Source organism: Shimia sp. (assembly GCF_965227725.1).
Taxonomy (GTDB): domain Bacteria; phylum Pseudomonadota; class Alphaproteobacteria; order Rhodobacterales; family Rhodobacteraceae; genus Shimia.
The window spans coordinates 213,273-232,008 of the sequence record NZ_CBDDGH010000003.1 but is presented as its reverse complement, the minus strand read 5'-3'; the positions used below and the strand labels follow the sequence as shown (position 1 = coordinate 232,008).

21 protein-coding genes are annotated in these 18,736 nt (G+C 61.0%); 10 read left to right on the top strand and 11 right to left on the bottom strand.

What is annotated here, in order from left to right; all coding sequences use genetic code 11:
• Positions 1–13: 13 nt before the first annotated feature.
• Together ACO07T_RS06845 and ACO07T_RS06840 are read right to left on the bottom strand one after the other, a co-directional pair.
• Positions 14–928 carry a manganese-dependent inorganic pyrophosphatase gene (locus tag ACO07T_RS06845; RefSeq protein ID WP_422048780.1) on the bottom strand — a complete coding sequence of 305 codons (915 nt, stop codon included), beginning with the start codon at positions 926–928 and terminating at the stop codon, positions 14–16.
• A 104-nt stretch (positions 929–1,032) separates the two neighbouring features.
• A complete protein-coding gene (locus ACO07T_RS06840; RefSeq protein WP_422048779.1) occupies positions 1,033–2,034 on the bottom strand; it encodes a TraB/GumN family protein in 1,002 nt (333 codons plus the stop codon).
• Positions 2,035–2,150: 116 nt separating this feature from the next.
• Here ACO07T_RS06840 and ACO07T_RS06835 point away from each other — a divergent pair, with 116 nt between their 5' ends.
• The 3 genes from ACO07T_RS06835 to ACO07T_RS06825 all read left to right on the top strand — a co-directional run bounded on the left by ACO07T_RS06835 (position 2,151) and on the right by ACO07T_RS06825 (position 4,024).
• On the top strand, positions 2,151–2,810 hold the full coding sequence (locus ACO07T_RS06835; RefSeq protein ID WP_422048778.1) for a DUF2161 domain-containing phosphodiesterase: 660 nt from the start codon (positions 2,151–2,153) through the stop codon (positions 2,808–2,810).
• 124 nt (positions 2,811–2,934) lie between these two features.
• Positions 2,935–3,462 carry a GrpB family protein gene (locus ACO07T_RS06830; RefSeq protein WP_422048777.1) on the top strand — a complete coding sequence of 176 codons (528 nt, stop codon included), beginning with the start codon at positions 2,935–2,937 and terminating at the stop codon, positions 3,460–3,462.
• 22 nt (positions 3,463–3,484) lie between these two features.
• A complete protein-coding gene (locus ACO07T_RS06825; protein WP_422048776.1) occupies positions 3,485–4,024 on the top strand; it encodes a chloramphenicol phosphotransferase CPT family protein in 540 nt (179 codons plus the stop codon).
• Positions 4,025–4,030: 6 nt separating this feature from the next.
• Here ACO07T_RS06825 and ACO07T_RS06820 read toward each other — a convergent pair whose 3' ends face one another.
• The 5 genes from ACO07T_RS06820 to ACO07T_RS06800 all read right to left on the bottom strand — a co-directional run bounded on the left by ACO07T_RS06820 (position 4,031) and on the right by ACO07T_RS06800 (position 8,288).
• Positions 4,031–4,618, bottom strand: coding sequence for an NAD(P)H-dependent oxidoreductase (locus ACO07T_RS06820; protein ID WP_422048775.1), 588 nt, complete (start codon positions 4,616–4,618; stop codon positions 4,031–4,033).
• A gap of 139 nt (positions 4,619–4,757) precedes the next feature.
• On the bottom strand, positions 4,758–5,138 hold the full coding sequence (locus ACO07T_RS06815; protein ID WP_422048773.1) for a VOC family protein: 381 nt from the start codon (positions 5,136–5,138) through the stop codon (positions 4,758–4,760).
• 67 nt (positions 5,139–5,205) lie between these two features.
• Positions 5,206–5,946, bottom strand: coding sequence for a helix-turn-helix domain-containing protein (locus tag ACO07T_RS06810; protein WP_422048772.1), 741 nt, complete (start codon positions 5,944–5,946; stop codon positions 5,206–5,208).
• A gap of 378 nt (positions 5,947–6,324) precedes the next feature.
• Positions 6,325–7,962: a chaperonin GroEL gene (gene groL / locus ACO07T_RS06805; protein WP_422048771.1), complete on the bottom strand. Its 1,638-nt coding sequence runs from the start codon at positions 7,960–7,962 to the stop codon at positions 6,325–6,327.
• A gap of 38 nt (positions 7,963–8,000) precedes the next feature.
• Positions 8,001–8,288 carry a co-chaperone GroES gene (locus tag ACO07T_RS06800; protein WP_209064394.1) on the bottom strand — a complete coding sequence of 96 codons (288 nt, stop codon included), beginning with the start codon at positions 8,286–8,288 and terminating at the stop codon, positions 8,001–8,003.
• Positions 8,289–8,530: 242 nt separating this feature from the next.
• Here ACO07T_RS06800 and ACO07T_RS06795 point away from each other — a divergent pair, with 242 nt between their 5' ends.
• The 5 genes from ACO07T_RS06795 (at position 8,531) to ACO07T_RS06775 (ending at position 14,006) form a co-directional block, all read left to right on the top strand.
• Positions 8,531–10,030, top strand: a complete 1,500-nt coding sequence (locus ACO07T_RS06795; protein ID WP_422048770.1) for a malonate--CoA ligase — start codon at positions 8,531–8,533, stop codon at positions 10,028–10,030.
• Positions 10,031–10,033: 3 nt separating this feature from the next.
• On the top strand, positions 10,034–10,918 hold the full coding sequence (locus tag ACO07T_RS06790) for an alpha/beta fold hydrolase (protein ID WP_422048769.1): 885 nt from the start codon (positions 10,034–10,036) through the stop codon (positions 10,916–10,918).
• 233 nt (positions 10,919–11,151) lie between these two features.
• The gene (rsgA, locus tag ACO07T_RS06785) at positions 11,152–12,240 is read left to right on the top strand and encodes a ribosome small subunit-dependent GTPase A (protein ID WP_422048768.1); all 1,089 of its coding nucleotides are present in this window, start codon (positions 11,152–11,154) and stop codon (positions 12,238–12,240) included.
• A 150-nt stretch (positions 12,241–12,390) separates the two neighbouring features.
• A complete protein-coding gene (locus ACO07T_RS06780) occupies positions 12,391–12,957 on the top strand; it encodes a hypothetical protein (RefSeq protein WP_209087567.1) in 567 nt (188 codons plus the stop codon).
• 185 nt (positions 12,958–13,142) lie between these two features.
• Complete coding sequence (locus tag ACO07T_RS06775; RefSeq protein ID WP_422048767.1) at positions 13,143–14,006, top strand: EamA family transporter; 864 nt, start codon at positions 13,143–13,145, stop codon at positions 14,004–14,006.
• 25 nt (positions 14,007–14,031) lie between these two features.
• On the opposite strand, the gene ACO07T_RS06770 is transcribed toward ACO07T_RS06775, so the two are convergent.
• Positions 14,032–14,487, bottom strand: coding sequence for an NUDIX domain-containing protein (locus tag ACO07T_RS06770; RefSeq protein WP_422048766.1), 456 nt, complete (start codon positions 14,485–14,487; stop codon positions 14,032–14,034).
• Between the two features lie 111 nt (positions 14,488–14,598).
• Here ACO07T_RS06770 and ACO07T_RS06765 point away from each other — a divergent pair, with 111 nt between their 5' ends.
• Positions 14,599–15,384 (top strand): esterase/lipase family protein, encoded by a 786-nt coding sequence (locus ACO07T_RS06765; protein WP_422048946.1) that lies wholly within the window; start codon positions 14,599–14,601, stop codon positions 15,382–15,384.
• Positions 15,377–16,540 (top strand): alpha-D-ribose 1-methylphosphonate 5-triphosphate diphosphatase, encoded by a 1,164-nt coding sequence (locus ACO07T_RS06760; RefSeq protein WP_422048765.1) that lies wholly within the window; start codon positions 15,377–15,379, stop codon positions 16,538–16,540. Before ACO07T_RS06765 ends, ACO07T_RS06760 begins: the two co-directional genes overlap by 8 nt.
• Before the next feature lie 114 nt (positions 16,541–16,654).
• On the opposite strand, the gene ACO07T_RS06755 is transcribed toward ACO07T_RS06760, so the two are convergent.
• From ACO07T_RS06755 to ACO07T_RS06745, 3 genes are all read right to left on the bottom strand, one after another.
• Positions 16,655–17,734 carry a 5-(carboxyamino)imidazole ribonucleotide synthase gene (locus ACO07T_RS06755; RefSeq protein WP_422048764.1) on the bottom strand — a complete coding sequence of 360 codons (1,080 nt, stop codon included), beginning with the start codon at positions 17,732–17,734 and terminating at the stop codon, positions 16,655–16,657.
• Entirely contained in the window at positions 17,727–18,218 is a 492-nt protein-coding gene (purE, locus tag ACO07T_RS06750) for a 5-(carboxyamino)imidazole ribonucleotide mutase (protein ID WP_422048763.1), read from the bottom strand. Before purE ends, ACO07T_RS06755 begins: the two co-directional genes overlap by 8 nt.
• A 247-nt stretch (positions 18,219–18,465) precedes the next feature.
• Positions 18,466–18,606, bottom strand: a complete 141-nt coding sequence (locus ACO07T_RS06745; RefSeq protein WP_209064415.1) for a hypothetical protein — start codon at positions 18,604–18,606, stop codon at positions 18,466–18,468.
• Positions 18,607–18,736 lie beyond the last annotated feature (130 nt).

Below are 18,736 nucleotides of genomic sequence, written 5' to 3'. Positions count from 1 at the left end.
GATATGTGCGCGATCAGACTTTGAGGTTTGGAATGATCTGCTTTTTGCGGCTCACAACGCCTGGCAGCACGACGCTGTCACCCTCGGCGGTTGCGTCAAAGGACTTCGCTGCAACGGTTTTCACCAGATCGTTTGGCACCAGCAGGGTGCTTTCTTCGTTCAGGATGTCCACCACGAAGAGCAGAACCTGATCCACGCCATCCTCGGAGGCCACGGTGGTCATGCTGTCCATCAGGGACGCTTTACGGTCCAGCACGATGGCAGGAGAGGTGGTTTCCAGAACGGAGACGCGGAATTTGGTGCCGTCGACTTCGTATTCTTTGGAGTCCATGCGCAGCAGCTCTGCGTCGGAGAAAGAAGACACGTCGGATTTTGCGGCAAACATATCAGCAGCATAAGACGGGATGTCGATGCCCAGATCAGCGGCCAGTTTCTCGGCCACAGCTTTGTCGTGGTCGGTGGTGGTCGGGCTGCGGAATTCCAGCGTGTCAGACAGGATGCAGGTCAGCATGGTGCCTTTGATCCAGTCTGGCATGTCGATGTCGCCCATCAGGTCGTGCATGATGGTCGCGGTGCAGGCCACCGGGCGGATGGTGATGTCGATCGGGCCTTTGGTTTCCAGACCGCCGACCAGCTTGTGGTGGTCGATGATCGCCTGAACGTCTGCGCCGTTGATGTTGGCTGGCAGCTCGGCCGGGTTGTTGGTGTCGACAATCACCACGGCGGCGTCATCTGCGACGTCGGCAATGATCTCTGGCTTGGTCAGGTCCCAGCGCTCCAGCAGCCATGCGGCTTCGGTGTTGGGCTCGCCCAGCAGCTTTGCTTCGGCTGGGGTGCCTTTGATTTCAGATAGATACCACGCCCAGATGATGGGGGAGCCGGTGGAATCGGTGTCAGGAGACTTGTGGCCAAAAACCTGAATGGTCATGTCGAGAGGTCCTTAGAAAACAGGGGAATATTGCGGATTTGCGCGCCTTATAGAAGGGCGCGCGGGCTTTGTCACGGGGGCAGGCGCCGGGGCGGCGATTTGGCCTAGAGCGGCAGGCGGGTCACGGTGAAGCCTGCCGCCTCAAGCTGGGCCAGAACGCCGTGGTCGCCGGGCAGATGCAGCGCGCCAAAGGCGACAAGCGAAGGGGTCTTGGCCAGCGCGGGGGCGAGGGTCTTGACCCAAGCGGTGTTTCGGGTTTTGATCAGGTCTTCTTCGACCTGCTGAAGCAGGGTGGCGATGCGCTCTGCGTCGGCATCGCCCTGCGCTGCCTGCAGCATGTCCGCACGGTTGAGTTCCCAGATAAGCTGAATGGTTTCAGAGAGATACATGTCGATCACCGTGGGGATCATATCAGCCCCCGAAAGATCAGTGCCCAGATCAAGGCTCCAGCGCAGATCATCGACCTGCTGCTCGATCGGGTCGCCAGCCAGAAGCCCAATCAGGCTTTCGGTGTCGTCCAGAGAATGCCGGGGCAGATCACGCGCTTGGGCAAGCGCTTCAATCTGCAGATCCAGCCCTTTTTTGCCAGATTTAACAACATCAAAGGCGCAGGGTGGCACCATCAGCGTCATGCCCAGAAACCAAGGCTGATAGCGCGCAGCCAGGAAGGGCGGCATGCCACGGGCCTTCAGTTGATCAGAGACTTTGGCCCAGTTCTCATCTCCGAGACGGTCGATCAGGGAGGGGCCGGACTGGATCAAAAAGAGCTCCGGATTTTGGGTCAGGTGACGCTGAAAGCCAAGTTGGGCCTCCGACGTCATCTCCATAAAGAGCTGCTGGGGCGGTGGCGTGAGGCTGCGCAGGCGCTCTACGGTGGCGGTGTGCTCAGGCAGGTGCAGATGGAAGGTTCCGATGATGTGGGAGACAACCCCGTCTTTCTCCACCTGCCAGAGCAGACCTTCGGAGAAGGGCGCTTGTGCGGCGGCTTCAAGCATCGCCGTGCGTTCCGCCAAGGGGCGCTGCTCAAACTGGTTTGGGCCTTCGCAATTGGCCATGGCTGCCCCGGAAAAACCGAGCAGAAACAACATCGTCGTGAAAATGCGCATCAGAAACCTCATAGGAATTGGCGCCAAATTAGCAGTTTGCCTCCTGCGCTCAAGAGCGCGCTTACCGTCTGGCAAAGCGTGGTGGGCATTTGCCCAAATTGTCGCTACCAAGAGGTATGAGCAAGATCGCCGAAACAGAGCTTTATGCCCCGATCAAAGCCTGGCTGGAGGTGCGGGGATTTGAGGTGAAAGCCGAAGTTGGTGCTGCGGATGTGGTGGCGATGCGGGCAGGGGAAGAGCCTGTCATCATAGAGTTAAAGACTGGTTTCTCCCTCGCGTTGCTGCAACAGGCGGTGGCACGGCAGGCGGTGACGGATGCGGTCTATGTGGCGGTGCCGCGCTGGAAGGGGCGGGCCGGATGGAAGGCGTTTTCCGGCAATATTGGCCTGTGCAAACGGCTTGGCATCGGGGTGCTTTCGGTGCGGCTCAAGGATGGCGCGGTGGAGGCGCATTGTGATCCGGTGCCGTTTCAACCGAGAAAATCCAAGGCCCGTAAGGTCAAGCTTTTAAAGGCGTTTTCGCGCCTTGAGGGAGATCCGAATGTGGGCGGGACGCGCGGCGCAACCGTGACGGTTTACCGTCAGGATGCGGAAAAATGCGCGGTCTATCTCAATGAAAACGGCGCAAGCCGGGGGCGGGATGTGGCCGGTGGCACAGGTGTGGAGAACGCAACCACCCTGATGCGGGACAACCACTATGGCTGGTTTGAGAAGGTCGAAAAAGGCGTCTATATGCTGAGCGAATCTGGCGTGGCGGCGCTGGCAGATGCGGGTTAAGCGTTGCGCCGGGACGGTGCATTAATCTGCAAAAGTGGCCCTGTTGGCACGTCGGTATCGCGTCGGTATTGCGGCTGTTTCGCGGAGGTGGAATTTTTTGGACTTGAAAGGTTAATGCAGCGGCATGGTTTTGGTTGTGGAACATGATCCCGCATGGGCGGCGGGCTTTGCGAAAGAGGCGGCTGCGATCCACACGGCACTGGGCGCAGAGGCGATCGAGTTGTATCACATTGGCAGTACCTCTGTGCCCGGACTGGTGGCCAAGCCGATCCTAGATCTGCTTGGTGAGGTGGCGGATCTGGCGGCGGTGGATGCGGCCACTGCGCAGTTTGAAGCGCTGGGCTATGAGGTGATGGGAGAGCTCGGCATCCCGAGGCGGCGGTATTTTCGCAAGATGGACGCTGCGGGGCAGCGCAGCCATCACTTGCATGTGTTTGAAAGAGGCTCTGCCCATGTGGTACGCCATCTGGCGTTTCGCGACTACCTGCGGGCGCATCCGGAGGTGGCGGCGGATTATGGCGCGTTGAAACGCCAGCTGATCGCGGAAGGGCGCGGCGATTGGGAGGCGTATATTGACGGCAAAGACGCCTTTGTGCAGCGGGTTGAGGCGGAGGCTTTGGCCTGGGCGCGGGGGCGTTTAGGGTCCATTTGACGGGTCAAAAAGGGAGGCGTGCGTGTCGGGACAGATCATTCTTTTACATGGCCCTTCAAGCAGCGGGAAAACGACGCTTGCGCGGGCCTTGCAGCAGGTCATTGAGCTGCCGTTCTGGCACATCTCGATTGATCATCTGCGTGATAGCGGTGTGCTGCCGTCTGAGCGCTTTGCGAATGGAGATTTTGATTGGCGCGATGCACGCGTGTCGGTGTTTGACGGATTCAATGCCTCGCTCGCGGCCTATGCCGCAGCTGGAAACAATCTGATCATTGAACATATTTTGGATGATCCGCGCTGGGTGGATGACCTCAAGCGCTTGCTGGCGCCGTTTGATGTGTATTTTGTTGGGCTGCATTGCGCTTTGCAGACGTTAGAAGCGCGGGAGCAGGCGCGGGGGGATCGCCCTCTGGGGAGTGCCGCGCAGGATTTCCATCAGGTGCATGAGGGCCGGGTCTATGATCTGGAGATTGATAGCGCGCGGCCCGTTCAAGACAATGTCGCACGGGTTTTGACCGGGTGGCGCTCGGGTGAGCGACGGTCGGAGTTTAGGGACGCCTAAGGCGGTCTAGCTCGTTGTTGGCGGTTCCAAGGTGAGGCCCGTCTGGTAGCTGCGCTCAAGGAGCGCGGCGCGGCGGGGGGCGGAGCCGGTGGTGCCGTTCAGAAGTTCGATCTTGAGCGGGGCGAGGCCGAAGTAGCCAAAGGTGCCTTTGCTCCAGAGGGTGTTAAGCGCTGCCGTATAGCCCTCTTCTTCCATCTCGTCAGAGCGCGCGCCTGCGGGGATGAGCAACACGCCGGTGCGGGGTTTCAGCAGGCTTTGTTCGGGATCATCGAGCTGATCATAGGCCCAACCCCAGCTAAAAACACGGTCCATCCAACCTTTCATCATCGACGGCATGCCCCACCAGAACAGCGGGAAGACAAGGCAGATCGCGTCACACCGCTCGACGCGCTCCTGCTCGCGCCGCACGTCGGGCGGGGGCGTGTCTGTGCTCTCGATATCAGCCATGGACCAGAGCGGAGAGAAGCCTTCTGCGTTGAGATCGGCCAGCTCGGTGGTGTGACCCGCTGCCTGTGCTCCGCGCATAAATTCGGCGGCAACCGCATGGCTGAAAGAGGCGGGGTTGGGGTGGTCGATCACCGTGAGAACATGCATGTCGTCTGATCCGGTTTGGCTGTGTTCTCAGAGAGATAGGGGAGGCGGCGGTGGATTGCGAGGGGGGGGGGGCGGCTTGGCAGGAAAGGTGGGGCTTTGCGCTACGCCCCGCCCGCGCTTCTTAATCCGTGGTCGCTGTCTAGGCCATGGAGCTCAGACCAAAGATGTTGCCTTCGGTGTCTTTGCAGAGCGAGACAAAGCCGAATTCGCCTATGGAGAACTTGGGACGCAGGACTTGGCCGCCGGCGGCTGTGACACGGGTTTCCTCAGCAGTGCAGTCTTTGGTGTTGAAATAGACAATGGTGCCGCCTGCGCCCGGTTGGGCGTGGGGTGATTTGGAGAGGGCGCCGCCTGCGCCGTAAAGGCTCATGTCGGTTGGAAAAGCGCGCATTTGGGTTTCGCCGGTGAGGTCGCCGATGTCTTCCAAGCTGCAGTCAAACACGGTTTCGTAAAAGGCGGCGGCGCGGGGGAGGTCGGTGACGTAGATGTCAAACCAGCCGATGGTGTTCATTTTGGGCATGAGGCGCTCCTGTGCATGTGGTCATGCAGGGAGCTTAGGCGGCGCGGCGGGTGGCGTATTGTAGATTTCAGACATCGAATTTGCGCGCGTACTGGCCGGGTGTGTAGCCCGTGGCGCGGCGGAAGGCGTGGATGAAATGGGATTGGTCGGCGTAGGAGAGCGAGGGCTCGCCGCCAAGGGATTGTTGCAGGCGCAGGACTTTGAGGAAGTCGTGGGGCGTAAAGCCGGTGGTTTGTTTGAGCACACGCTGGAGCTGGCGCGGGGAGAGCTGTGCGGTCGCGGCCATGTCTGCGACGGAATGGATGGTGTCGATCCGCGCGAAGATCTTTTCCGTGACGGGGTTTGCGATGAGGATACCGCGGGTGTGGAGGTCTTCGACGAAGGAGATAAGCGCGGTCTGCTGGGCGTCTGGGGTTTGGCCAATAAGCGCGGCGTTGATGTCTTTGAGGGGCAGCGTGCCGAGATATGGCTGGTCGATCAGGCCATGGGAGATGGGCGCGCGGTCGCGTTGCCAGACGCCGGGCAGGAAGCGGATGTTGAGGAAGTGGAAGCTGCGGCCGAGGTTCAGCTCTTCGGCAGAGGCGCTGAGGCGGGTGACGCCGGTGATCTCCGGGGTGCGTTGGTCAAAAACGATGTAGGTGCAGGCGTCGGGCAGGGCGTGGAAGCGGTAGTCGGCAGGCAGAGGCTCTGGTGTGCGAAGGGATAGGAAGCGATGAACGATGCCGCGCAGGTGCTCCGGCGGCGCGGTTTCGGTGAACAGGACGCCGTCGGTGGTTTTGTCTTTGCTGTTGCCTTTGGGGTTGTACATTTCGAGCTCCGGGAGAGGCCTTTAGGTAAACTAAGTGGTGGGCCCGGAACAAGGGCGCAGCTGGTATGGAAAGTGGCAGATCAGAAGGGCAGCGCCTGAGCCTGGGTGGGCGCTAGGTGCGGTCGTGTCTGGCAGTTTATCTGGCCAAGAGACTCTGCCGTTTTGGGGAGAGAAGAACGACGCAAATGCGCCCTCCCATGGGGAGGGTCGGGCGCTGCCCGGATTGGTCATCCGGGCTTGGGCGTTTCTTGCAGCACATAGCGAAAAAGGGCCGCCCGAAGGCGACCCTTTGAAACGTGTCTGGCGGAGGCTTTCGTGACCTTGGCCCTTGCGGGGCCAAGGCACTATCGCCATCACAATCCCTGACGGGAGTTGTGATTACATCATGCCGCCCATGCCGCCCATGTCAGGCATTGCAGGTGCGCCTGCGCCTTCTTTGGCTGGCTTGTCTGCAACCATCGCTTCGGTGGTGATCAGCAGGCCTGCAACGGAGGCCGCGTCTTCCAGAGCGGTACGGGTCACTTTGGCTGGGTCGATCACACCGAAGGAGAACATGTCGCCATATTCTTCGGTCTGTGCGTTGAAGCCGAAGGAGGTGTCGTCGCTCTCGCGGATTTTGCCCGCCACAACGGCACCGTCAACACCGGAGTTCTCTGCGATCTGACGCAGAGGTGCTTCGATGGCTTTGCGCACGATGTTGATGCCCGCGTTCTGGTCAGCGTTTGCGCCTTCCAGACCTTCCAGTGCTTTACCAGCCTGAACCAGAGCAACACCACCGCCGACGATCACGCCTTCCTGCACAGCTGCGCGGGTTGCGTTCAGAGCATCGTCCACACGGTCTTTGCGCTCTTTCACTTCCACTTCGGTCATGCCGCCAACGCGGATCACAGCAACACCGCCTGCCAGTTTGGCAACGCGCTCTTGCAGCTTCTCACGGTCGTAGTCGGAAGAAGTTTCTTCGATCTGAGTGCGGATCTGAGCCACGCGTGCTTCGATCTCTGCTTTCTCGCCTGCACCGTCAACGATGGTGGTTTCGTCTTTGGTGATCTCGATTTTCTTGGCGGTGCCGAGCATGTCCATGGTGACGTTCTCGAGCTTCATGCCCAGATCTTCGGAGATAACCTGACCACCGGTCAGGATTGCGATGTCCTGCAGCATGGCTTTGCGGCGGTCGCCGAAGCCAGGTGCTTTAACAGCAGCAATTTTCAGGCCGCCGCGCAGTTTGTTCACAACCAGAGTTGCCAGCGCTTCGCCTTCCACGTCTTCTGCGATGATCAGAAGAGGCTTCTGGGACTGGATCACTTGCTCAAGCAGTGGAACCATTGGCTGCAGGGAAGACAGTTTCTTCTCGTGCAGCAGCACCATGCAGTCGTCCAGATCAGCGATCATTTTGTCTGCGTTGGTCACGAAGTAAGGGGAGAGGTAGCCGCGGTCGAACTGCATACCCTCAACAACATCGGTCTCGGTTTCCAGACCTTTGTTTTCCTCAACGGTGATCACGCCCTCGTTGCCAACTTTCTGCATCGCGTCTGCGATCTGCTGGCCGATTTCGGCTTCGCCGTTTGCGGAGATGGTACCAACCTGAGCAACTTCTGCGGAGTCAGCAACTTCGCGGGATGCGGATTTGATGCCTTCAACAACTTTCGCAGTTGCCAGATCGATGCCGCGCTTCAGGTCCATTGGGTTCAGACCAGCAGCAACCTGCTTGAGGCCTTCACGCACGATGGCTTGTGCCAGAACGGTTGCAGTGGTGGTGCCGTCGCCGGCTTCGTCGTTGGTGCGGGAAGCAACTTCCTTCACCATCTGTGCGCCCATGTTCTCGAACTTGTCTTCCAGCTCGATCTCTTTGGCCACAGAGACACCGTCTTTGGTGATGCGTGGTGCGCCGAAGGATTTCTCCAGAACAACGTTACGGCCTTTTGGGCCGAGGGTCACTTTGACTGCGTCTGCGAGAACGTTCACGCCGCGCAGCATTGCATTGCGGGCTTCGGTGTCGAATTTGACGTCTTTTGCCATTTTATAGGCTCCTAAATTCGTAAATTGCGGTCAGACGATCAGGCAATGATGCCCATGATGTCGGATTCTTTCATGATCAGCAGCTCTTCACCGTCAACGGTGACTTCGGTGCCGGACCATTTGCCAAACAGGACTTTGTCGCCCGCTTTCACGTCGAGCTCGACGCGTGCGCCTTTGTCGTCACGTGCGCCTGCGCCCACGGATACAACTTCGCCTTCAGCTGGTTTTTCTTTGGCGCTGTCTGGAATGATCAGACCGCCTGCGGTTTTCTCGTCGCTTTCAACGCGGCGAACGAGCACGCGGTCATGCAGAGGTGTAAAAGCCATGACTAGGTTTCCCTAATTAAAGTGTCTCCCTGACTCCTCAGCGGAGCCGTTATCACTCCCTAATGGCGAGTGCTAACGGCGAAAGAGGTAGGGGGCGAATGCGGGGGAGTCAACGGCTGTTACAGAAGTTTCTTGTTTTGGGCGGAAAATGGGGGCGCAGGCTTTGTTTTATGGTTCTTGAAAATCCTGTCGGGATGCCCAAAGGTCGGCCCGCAAGCCAAACCGACGAAGGATGAACCGGCGTGACCAACACACTTTATGACGCATTGATTGCGCCTCATGCGCAGAATTCGGCTGTTTTTCTGGAGTGCGATGACGGGGTTCTGGTGACCTATCAGGATTTTGTGGCCCGGGCCGCGCAGATGGCGCGTGTGTTGGCAGAGGCCGGTGTGGCGCCCGGTGAGCGGGTGGTGGTGCAGGGGCCAAAGACGCGCGATGCGCTGGCGCTTTATGGCGGCGCGCTGCAGGCGGGGGCGGTCTATCTGCCGCTCAACACCGCCTATACGCAGGAGGAGGTGCGCTATTTCTGCGAAGACGCGACACCCAAGCTGATTGTCTGTGACGCCAAAGATGCGGCGCAGATCGGAGAGATCGCAGCGGATGTGGGCGCGCAGGTTTTGACCCTGACCGCAGAGGGCGGGAGCCTGAGCGCGGCGGCGGATGCGCAGCCTGCAGCGTTTGAGACGGTGGCGCGCGGGCCAGAGGATCTGGCAGGGTTGCTTTACACCTCCGGCACCACCGGACGCTCCAAAGGTGCGATGATGTCGCATAAAAACCTGCTGTCCAATGCGCAGTCGCTGACCGATCTGTGGCAGATCACATCCGAGGACAAGTTGGTTCATGCTTTGCCGATTTTCCACACCCATGGGCTGTTTGTGGCGATGAACACCTCGCTGCTGGCCGGCGCGCGGGTGCGGCTGATGGCGCAGTTCGATCTGGAGATGATCCTGAGCGCCTTGCCGCAGTCCACGCTGATGATGGGCGTGCCGACGTTTTACACGCGGCTACTTGGCGATGCGCGGTTTGACAAAGACCTTTGCGCCAATATGCGGCTGTTTATTTCCGGCTCAGCACCGTTGCTGGCAGAGACCCATCAGGCCTTTGAGGCGTGCAGCGGGCACCGCATTTTGGAGCGGTACGGCATGACGGAGACCAATATGATCACTTCCAACCCTTACACGGGCGCGCGGGTGGCGGGCACCGTGGGCTATGCGCTGTCGGGCACCGAGGTGAAGATCACCCATCCGGAGACCGGCGCGACCCTGCCCTATGGGGAGATCGGTATGATCGAGGTGCGCGGGGACAATGTGTTTCAGGGCTATTGGCAGATGCCGGAAAAGACTGCTGAGGAGTTGCGCGAGGATGGGTTTTTCATCACCGGCGATTTGGCAGTGATGGAACCGGATGGGCGCGTGACCATTGTGGGGCGGGCGAAAGATCTCATCATCTCAGGGGGATATAATATCTACCCCAAGGAGGTTGAGGATGTGCTCAACGATCTGGAAGGGGTCTCTGAAAGCGCGGTTTATGGCGTGCCCCATGCGGATTTTGGCGAGAGCGTGATTGCGGCTTTGGTGGCGCAGCCCGGTGCCACGCTGGACGTGGAGGCGATCAAGGCAGAGGTGGACAAACGGCTGGCGCGGTTCAAACATCCGCGGGTGTATCAGATCATGGACGCCCTGCCGCGCAACACCATGGGCAAGGTGCAGAAGAACGTGCTGCGGCAAGAGCACAAAGGGTAGAAGATGCAGATCACGGCAAATGGCATTCAGATTGAGGTGGAAGATCACGGACCGCGCGAAGGCGTGCCGCTGGTGCTTATTCGCGGGTTGGGGTCGCAGCTGATCCATTGGCCTGCAGAATTTGCGCAGGGTCTGGCCGACGCTGGGTTTCGCGTGGTGGTGTTTGACAACCGCGATGTGGGGTTGTCGCAGCGCTGCCCCAAGGAGGGCGTGCCCAGTCAGGCGGAGGCGATTACGGCGCAGGCCTTGGCGGAGGGCGCGGTGCCAGCGGCTTATCGTCTGAATGACATGGCGGCGGACACCATTGGCGTGATGGATGCGCTGGGCATCGAGACAGCACATGTGTTTGGCATGTCGATGGGCGGGGCGATTGTGCAGCTCTTGTGCATGGATCACGCCGCGCGTTTGCTGAGCGGCACCATCGTGATGGCCACGGCGCGCCCCTTTGCGGAGCGCGGGGGCAACGCGGAGTGGCTGGCAACCTTGTTGGCGCATCCGGTGGCGCGGGAGGATTTCATTGCCAATGCGCTGCGGGAATATGAGTTCTGGGGCAGCCCGGCTTATCCGATGACAGAAGCAGAGCTGACGGCGCAGGCAGGGCTGGCCTATGACCGGGGCTTTGATCCGGAAGGTGTGAACCGGCAGGTGCTGGCGGTGATTGCCTCCACAGACCGACGGCATGATCTGACCCAAGTGACGGTGCCCTGTCAGGTCATTCACGGCGAAAGCGACACGTTGATCCCGCCGGAGGCGGGGGCGGAGATTGCCGGGTTGATCCCCGGGTGTGACTATCACGCGATTGACGGCATGGGGCATGTGATCACGCCGAAACAGGCGCCGATGCTGGTGGCGATGATGCAGGATTTTGTGGCGCGCCACGCGGGCTGAATAATTGACGCGCGCGGGCCTTGGGCGTAGAGCTAGGGCAACTCAGATGGAGGTTTTATGGCCCGGTATCAGGATGCCTGAACATGGCGGGTGGCAGAGTGCCCACCCGATGCACCAACAGATCAGCGACCCAAGCGCTTTGGCGCGGGGCTGAGCGTTTGTGCCCCCACTATTTTCTGTTACCTTTCGGCCAGATGCGCAGCGTGTGGCTGATCCATGAGAGTTCATGACCAATGACACGGGACTATTCCCAATTTTTGCCCAGCAGTGGCACCCCTTCTGACACCCCCAAGCGCGCGCCGCTGGATATTCTGGGCTGGCAGCCTTTCTTTGCCCAGCAGACCGATCTCGATGCTCTGGAGGCCTCTCCGCCGGTGCGGGTGGTGGAAGTGCATCGCAACGGATTGCGTGTGCGCGGCGACGGCATTGAGGCGCTGATCCCGCCGGGGCCTGAGGCCACGGTGGGGGACTGGCTTTTGTATAATGCGGAGCTGCCGAGCCACAGCGAAGTGCTGGAGCGCAAGAGCCTGTTTAAACGCCGCGCCGCCGGGCACGACCGCAGCATTCAGATGATTGCCGCCAATGTGGACACCGCCTTTGTGGTGACCAGCTGCAACAATGATTTCAACGTGGCGCGGCTGGAGCGGTTTCTGGCGCTGGCCTTTGAGGCGGATGTGACGCCGGTGATCGTTTTGACCAAGGCGGATCTGTGTGAAGACACCGCGCCCTTTGTGGACGAGGCGCAGCGGATTTCGGATCGGGTGCCGGTGGTGTTGCTGAACGCCAAAAGCGAAGAACCTGCCGCAAAGCTCGCCGACTGGTGCGCGCCGGGGCAGACGGTGGCGTTCCTTGGCACCTCCGGTGTGGGGAAATCCACGTTGGTCAATGCGCTCTTTGGCAGTGAGCAGGCCGAGACCGGGGCGATCCGTGAGGATGACAGCCGCGGGCGGCACACCACCACGGCGCGGCAGTTGCATTTCACCGAGGCCGGACTGGCCATTCTGGACACGCCGGGGATGCGCGAGTTGCAGCTTGCGGAGGCAGGTGACGGCTTGGCGGATTTGTTTGCCGATGTGGTCGAGCTGGCGACGCAGTGCAAATTCCGCGATTGCGCCCATGAAAGCGAGCCGGGGTGCGCCGTGCGTGCGGCGATTGCGGCGGGCACGCTGGATGCGGATCGGCTGGAGCGGTGGCGCAAGCTGGAGGCAGAGGAGCGGCACAACACCGCCTCGCTGGCAGAGCGACGGGCCTATGACAAAAACTTCGGCAAGATGATCAAAACCGTCACCAAAGCCCATAAAGGGCGAAAGGGGCGCAAGTAGCCGTCATTTTCTCCCCAAAACAGAGGCGTTCGGAGTGATCCGGGCGCCTTTTCTCTGCGTATCTTTCTCAAACCGGCCAGAAAAACTCTGAATACTGGTCTGAATTCTGGGCGGGGGTGGACCTAAAGCGCGCAAGGGAGGGCGACAACCATGCATTTTAGAATGCCGATCCGGGAACGCTCTTTGATGCTCTGCCTTACGCTCGCGCTTGCGCTCGGCTGGGGGGCAACCGCCAAGGCGGAGACCTCTGCCACCGCCGCGCCGGAGGTGGAGAGCCTGTTGGGGCAGCCTCAGGCGCTGGGCTCAGGACAGTTTCGTTATCTGGGTCTGAAAGTCTATGATGCACAGATGTTTGCACCGCAGGGGCAGGGATTTGACCGCGATGGGAAATATGCGCTGAAGATCGAATATCAGCGCAAGATCCGGCGCAAGATTTTACTGCGGGCGTCGCTGGAAGAGCTGACACGGATTGAAGGCGAACAGGCAGATCACGCGGATATCCTGTCCAAGCTGACCAGTTGTTACCGCGACATCCAGCCGGGCGACCGGATTGTGGCGGCCCCCAGAGGTGCGGATGCGTTGCGGTTTTGGGTGAATGGCACCCAGACCTGCACCCTGCAGCATGACAATATTCGGGATCGCTATATGGCGATGTGGATTGGAGATAAGGCGCGCAATCAGGACTTTGCGCGCGACGTGATGGCTGAGCAAAGGTAGCGGGGCTGACAGCTCCCCCCAGCGTGGCGGTGCCGCGTTCCGCTCGATGCGGTATCGCGAAATGTCTCGTTGCCTTGCATTAAGCCCGGCCCCTCTGTTGCTGCTTTGGTCCGGCGGCGACACCCGGGGCTGCGCGTGGTCGGGATGGCTTGCTCGTCCCGGCCACGCGTGTCACTCAGGGCGGTATGAGACTTTTGCTTCTGACCGCCATCACGATGACCGCCTTTGCCGCGAACTCTGTTCTGAACCGCGCCGCTGTGGGCGGGCTTGGCATGGATGCCATGAGCTTTGGTGTGATCCGGCTTGTCTCCGGCGCGCTGGCGCTGGGGGTGCTGATTGCCTGGCAGAAGCGTGGCTTTGCCATTGGCGGCGTTGGACGCGGCGTCGCGGTGGCGGGCCTTCTGGCGTATATCTTTGGCTTCTCATTGGCCTATCGCGGCTTGGATGCGGGGCTTGGCGCGCTGATCCTGTTTGGCGTGGTGCAAATCACCATGTTTGGCGGCGCGGTGGTGGCGCGTGAAGACATGCCGATGACCCGATGGCTTGGTGCCGGATTGGCGCTGGCGGGGCTGGTCTGGTTGCTTGCGCCGGGTTCAGGCGGGAGCGCGGGCGGTGCCGTGTCGGTGGCCCATGCGGCAGCGATGGCGGCGGCGGGCCTTGGCTGGGGCATCTATTCGCTGCAGGGACGCAAAGAATCAGATGCGACGCAGGCCACGGCGATGAACTTCATTCTGGCCGCGCCGGTGGCGGTTTTGCTGAGCTGGGCGCTGGCTGGCGAAATTGTGATCGGCGGTGCTGCGGCGCTGAGCGGGCAGGGCGTGGCGCTGGCGGTGGTCTCTGGCGTGATCACCTCGGGGCTGGGATATGCGCTGTGGTATGCGATCCTGCCGGGGCTGGGCGCAAGCCGCGCGGCGGTGGCGCAGCTGACCGTGCCGGTGATCGCCATGGCGGGTGGCATGGCGTTTCTGGCAGAGCCGCTGACCCTGCGGTTTGTCGGTGCAGCGGTGCTGGTGATTGGCGGCGTGCTGGTGTCGATGCGCAAGGCTTAAGCCGTAGCACAGCACTGCAGCGTGATTAGGGCTTCACGATGGGTTCCAGCGGATCATAGGTGAGACCGGTGCCCCAAGCTACATCGGGCAGGCTGTCAGGCTTAAACCGCACCTGGGTTAGCTCTTCACGTGAGAAAAACCGCCGCTCGGTGACGATGTTCTCCGGATCTTTCCAGTCGCGCGACAGGCTGCCTTCGGTGATGGTGCAGCGGAAATAGATGTCGACCTGATGAAAGCTGCCGCTTGGGTCGTGAAATTCATTGATCAGGCAGGGATCATGCACGGCGACGGTGAGGCCGCATTCCTCCCAGACCTCACGGGCGAGATTTTCTTTCAGCGAGCTGTGCCGCTCCACCCCGCCGCCGGGCACACACCAGAGATCGCTTTGACCTTCCGGGTAGGCATTCACCAGCAGCAGCTTGCCCTCTTGCAGGATAATGGCGCGGGCAGCGAGACGGGGAGAGGGCGAAGGCGGCGACATGCATAAAGTTCCGTAAGGTTTTTGCTTTTGTAGAGCGGGCGGAGCGCCTATCTCAAGGCCATGAGACATATGATCCGAAAATGCGCCGTTCTGGCCGCGCTCCTGCCGATGATGGCCGCGCCTGTGCTGGGCACCGTGCCAACTGAGACCGAAGACCCGCGGGCAGAGGAATGTGTGGTGATGCTGCATGGGCTGGCCCGCACCAAGAATTCTTTTGTGGTGATGCAGCTGGCGCTTGAGCGGCATGGCTATGAGGTGGTGCGGCAGGGCTATCCTTCGACCAAGGAAGACATCGCGCATCTGGCCTATGGCACCCTGCCTGAGGCGGTCGCGAAATGCGGCGACCGGAAGGTGCATTTTGTGACCCATTCCATGGGCGGCATTCTGCTGCGCCAGTGGTTTGTGAACAACCGGCCTGAAAATCTCGGCCGTGTGGTGATGTTGGGGCCGCCCAACAAGGGCAGCGAAGTGGTGGACGAGCTGCGCGATCTGGCGCCGTTTGAGTGGCTGAATGGTCCGGCGGGGCAGGAGCTGGGCACGGACGGGTTGCCAAGCGATCTGCCGCCGGTGGATTTTGAGCTGGGTGTGATTGCGGGGGATCGCTCTCTGAACCCCTATTTCTCAAGCCTGATCGAGGGGCCGGATGACGGCAAGGTTTCGGTGGCCAGCACCAAAGTGGCGGGCATGAAAGATCATATCGTCCTGCCGGTGACCCATACGTTTATGATGAACAATCCGGTGGTGATCGCGCAGGTGGAGGCCTTCCTTGCAGAAGGGGCTTTTGATCCGGAGCTGGGTTTTGAGGGGGCGGACGCCACCGTGCGGGCTTTGCAGCGGATTGTGGAAGATGACTGCGTGGCCTCTGCCTGTGATGAAGAGGCGCGCCGCGATGAGTGATCCGGCGCTGGATCTGGCGCTGGATCTGACGGGCGCGGAGGTGCTTTTGCCGGACGGTTTGGCGCAGGTCACGCTTGGTGTGCGCGACGGGGTCTTGACCGCACCGGGGCAGAGGCAGGGGCGTGCGATTGATCTGAGCGGGTTTCGGATATTGCCGGGCATTGTCGATCTGCACGGCGACGGTTTTGAGCGCCATCTGGCCCCGCGCCGCGGCGCAATGAAGAACCTTGGCGACGGGCTGATGTCGGTGGATGCGGAGCTGGCGGCCAATGGCATCACCACCGCTGTGCTGGCCCAATTCTGGAGCTGGGAAGGCGGCATGCGCAGCCCCGATTTTGCGCAGCGCTTTCTGACTGCGCTCGATGCAGCCGAAGGGCTGTTGACCGACATGCGGGTGCAGCTGCGTTTTGAGAGCCATTTGCTGTCTGACTACGCCGCTTTTGAGGCGGCGGTGGATGCGCACGGCGTGCCCTATGTGGTGTTTAACGACCACCTGCCGCATGCCGCCTTGGAGAAGGGTAAGAAGCCGCCCCGGCTGACCGGGCAGGCCTTGAAGAGCGGGCGCAGCCCGGAGGCGCATCTGGCCTTGCTTAAGGCGCTGCATGATGCGCGGGACGCGGTGCCGGAGGCAGTGGCCAGATTGGCGGCGCGTTTGGCAGCCAAGGGCGTGCGGCTGGGCAGTCATGATGATGACACAGCGGAGACACGGGCCTTTTGGCGGGCGCGTGGGCTGGCGATCAGCGAGTTTCCCGAGACACGCGCAGCGGCAGAGGCGGCGCAGGCAGCGGGCGATCCGGTGGTGATGGGCGCGCCCAATGTGGTGCGCGGCGGCAGCCATTCCGGGAATGTGACCGCCTCAGAGCTGGTGGCCGAAGGGCTGGTGGATGCGCTGGCCTCTGACTACCACTATCCGGCCCCCAAACAAGCGGTGCTGCGCATGGTTGAGGAGGGTGTCTGTGATCTGGCCACCGGCTGGGCGCTGATCTCGGCACGGCCGGCAGCGGTGCTGGGGCTGAGCGATCGCGGCACGCTTGAGGCGGGCAAACGCGCGGATCTGATTGTGATGGCACCGGATGGGCGCATTGGCGCAACGCTGGTGGGCGGGCGTGTGAGCCATATGGCCGGAGATGTGGCGGCGCGGTTTATGGCGGCCTGAGGGGAAAAGAGGGGGCTTCGCCCCTGCCACATCTATGATGTGGCTACCCCAGGATATTTGACGAATGAGAAGGCGGGGCCCCGCGACAGGGCCCTTTGACTGCGCCTTGAAGCCTTACTTGGCGGAGTCGCGTTTGACGCGGTTGACGTGGCCCATTTTGCGGCCTGCTTTGACCTCGGACTTACCGTAGAGGTGCACGGCGGTGTCGCGCTCTTTGAGCAGGGCGGGGAGCTGGTCCATGTCGTCGCCAATCAGGTTTTCCATCACCACATCGCTGTGACGCTGGCCGTCGCCCAGAGGCAGGCCGACCACGGCGCGGATGTGTTGTTCGAACTGATCCACCGCGCAGCCGTTTTGGGTCCAGTGACCGGAGTTGTGCACGCGCGGGGCGATTTCATTGACGATGAGTCCCTCAGAAGTGACGAAGAGCTCCACACCCATGACACCGACATACTCCAGCGCGTTCAGGATGTTGGCGGCAAGCAGCACCGCGTCCATACGCTGGGCGGCGGTGAGGCGGGCGGGCACGATGGTGGTGCGCAGGATGCCGTCCGCATGCACGTTTTCGCCCGGATCAAAGCAGGCGACCTGACCGTCGATGCCGCGCGCGGCAATCACGGAGACTTCGTGGGAGAAGTCCACGAAACCTTCCAGCAGCGCGGGGGCACCGGCCATATCGGCCAGCGCGGCCTCTGCATCGGCATCGGTTTTTAGGCGGGCCTGACCTTTGCCATCATAGCCGAAGCGGCGGGTTTTCAGGATCGCTGGCGCGCCGATCTCGGACACGGCGGCGGCCATGGTTTCGGCGTCGGTGACATCCGCGAAGGGCGCGGTTTTCAGGCCCAGTTCGCGCAGGAAGGTTTTTTCCGTCAGGCGGTCCTGGCTGACGCGCAGCGCTTCGCGGCCCGGGCGGATCGGCACATGGGCCTCAAGTATGTCGAGCGCGGAGGTGGGGATGTTTTCAAACTCATAGGTGATGACATCCACAGCTTCGGCAAAGGCGCGCAGGGCCTCGGCGTCGTCGTAGCTTTTCTGGAAGTGATAATTCGCCACGTGGCTGGCCGGACAATCGCCGCCGGGCTCATAGATGCAGGTTTTGTAGCCCAGACGGGAGGCGGCCACAGAGAGCATGCGGCCAAGCTGGCCGCCGCCGAGGATGCCGATGGTGGAACCGAGGGGAAGGGGATCAGTCATCTTGGGGTTCATCCGGGATAGAGGCCGAGAGGGCGTCGCGCCACGCATCAAGGCGGGTGGCAAGGTCAGCATCCTGCAGCGCCAGAATGCCTGCGGCCATGAGGCCTGCGTTGGCGGCACCGGCTGCACCAATGGCCATGGTGGCCACGGGGAAACCTTTGGGCATCTGCACGATGGAATAAAGGCTGTCGACACCGGAAAGCGCGCGGGTCTGGACCGGAACACCCACCACAGGCACGCGGGTTTTGGAGGCCATCATGCCGGGCAGATGGGCCGCGCCGCCTGCGCCTGCGATGATCACCTGCAGGCCACGATCTGCGGCTTCTTTGCCGTAAGACCAGAGGCGATCCGGGGTGCGGTGGGCGGAGACGATCTTCTTCTCGTAGGTGATGCCCAGCTCTTCCAGAATGGTGGCTGCTTCTTTCATGGTGGGCCAATCGGATTGGCTGCCCATAATGATGCCGACTTGAGGTGTGTCCGTCATATGCGCCTCTGACATGAGAATTTGGCGAGCGTTATAGACGGTTTAAGGATTTAAGCAACGGAGCCGATGGGCTTTGCGAAAATGCGCTGATGAGCGCGTGTGAAGCGGTGGCTGATTTGCGCATATGCGGGGCTGACATATGCAGAAGCGCAAAGCAGCCCGCAATTCTGGCAAGATGCTTTGCGCTTTTTCTGGAGGGTCGTGCGTTGAGGCAAGCGGGCAGCGCCGGAAGTGGGCGCCTCGCGCGTTACGCCACTTTTTTGAGCTGCACGCCTTTGCGCTTTGCAATGAATGCGGCGCGGCGCTGGCCACGGGCCCAAGGCATCTGAGGGGCGTCTGCTTTGGATGCGGCAACAACGGATTTGATAAAGCGGCTCTGGGTTTTCATGTCTGCTCTCCTTGGTCTTTCTGGCCTCTGTCGGGCCTATTGTTTCCAACTTGAGATCAGTCTCGTGTCGAATTGAGGCAGAGATGGGGCAGGATTGGTCAGATTTTAGGAAAATGCGGTGACAATTTGG

Excerpts from the sequence above, each read along its gene's own strand:
- ACO07T_RS06845 (WP_422048780.1), bottom strand. The coding sequence starts at position 928 with ATGACCATTCAGGTTTTTGGCCACAAGTCTCCTGACACCGATTCCACC.
- ACO07T_RS06840 (WP_422048779.1), bottom strand. The coding sequence starts at position 2,034 with ATGCGCATTTTCACGACGATGTTGTTTCTGCTCGGTTTTTCCGGGGCA.
- ACO07T_RS06835 (WP_422048778.1), top strand. The coding sequence starts at position 2,151 with ATGAGCAAGATCGCCGAAACAGAGCTTTATGCCCCGATCAAAGCCTGG.
- ACO07T_RS06830 (WP_422048777.1), top strand. The coding sequence starts at position 2,935 with ATGGTTTTGGTTGTGGAACATGATCCCGCATGGGCGGCGGGCTTTGCG.
- ACO07T_RS06820 (WP_422048775.1), bottom strand. The coding sequence starts at position 4,618 with ATGCATGTTCTCACGGTGATCGACCACCCCAACCCCGCCTCTTTCAGC.
- ACO07T_RS06815 (WP_422048773.1), bottom strand. The coding sequence starts at position 5,138 with ATGCCCAAAATGAACACCATCGGCTGGTTTGACATCTACGTCACCGAC.
- ACO07T_RS06810 (WP_422048772.1), bottom strand. The coding sequence starts at position 5,946 with ATGTACAACCCCAAAGGCAACAGCAAAGACAAAACCACCGACGGCGTC.
- groL (WP_422048771.1), bottom strand. The coding sequence starts at position 7,962 with ATGGCAAAAGACGTCAAATTCGACACCGAAGCCCGCAATGCAATGCTG.
- ACO07T_RS06800 (WP_209064394.1), bottom strand. The coding sequence starts at position 8,288 with ATGGCTTTTACACCTCTGCATGACCGCGTGCTCGTTCGCCGCGTTGAA.
- ACO07T_RS06790 (WP_422048769.1), top strand. The coding sequence starts at position 10,034 with ATGCAGATCACGGCAAATGGCATTCAGATTGAGGTGGAAGATCACGGA.
- rsgA (WP_422048768.1), top strand. The coding sequence starts at position 11,152 with ATGACACGGGACTATTCCCAATTTTTGCCCAGCAGTGGCACCCCTTCT.
- ACO07T_RS06780 (WP_209087567.1), top strand. The coding sequence starts at position 12,391 with ATGCATTTTAGAATGCCGATCCGGGAACGCTCTTTGATGCTCTGCCTT.
- ACO07T_RS06775 (WP_422048767.1), top strand. The coding sequence starts at position 13,143 with ATGAGACTTTTGCTTCTGACCGCCATCACGATGACCGCCTTTGCCGCG.
- ACO07T_RS06770 (WP_422048766.1), bottom strand. The coding sequence starts at position 14,487 with ATGTCGCCGCCTTCGCCCTCTCCCCGTCTCGCTGCCCGCGCCATTATC.
- ACO07T_RS06765 (WP_422048946.1), top strand. The coding sequence starts at position 14,599 with ATGGCCGCGCCTGTGCTGGGCACCGTGCCAACTGAGACCGAAGACCCG.
- ACO07T_RS06760 (WP_422048765.1), top strand. The coding sequence starts at position 15,377 with ATGAGTGATCCGGCGCTGGATCTGGCGCTGGATCTGACGGGCGCGGAG.
- ACO07T_RS06755 (WP_422048764.1), bottom strand. The coding sequence starts at position 17,734 with ATGACTGATCCCCTTCCCCTCGGTTCCACCATCGGCATCCTCGGCGGC.
- purE (WP_422048763.1), bottom strand. The coding sequence starts at position 18,218 with ATGACGGACACACCTCAAGTCGGCATCATTATGGGCAGCCAATCCGAT.
- ACO07T_RS06745 (WP_209064415.1), bottom strand. The coding sequence starts at position 18,606 with ATGAAAACCCAGAGCCGCTTTATCAAATCCGTTGTTGCCGCATCCAAA.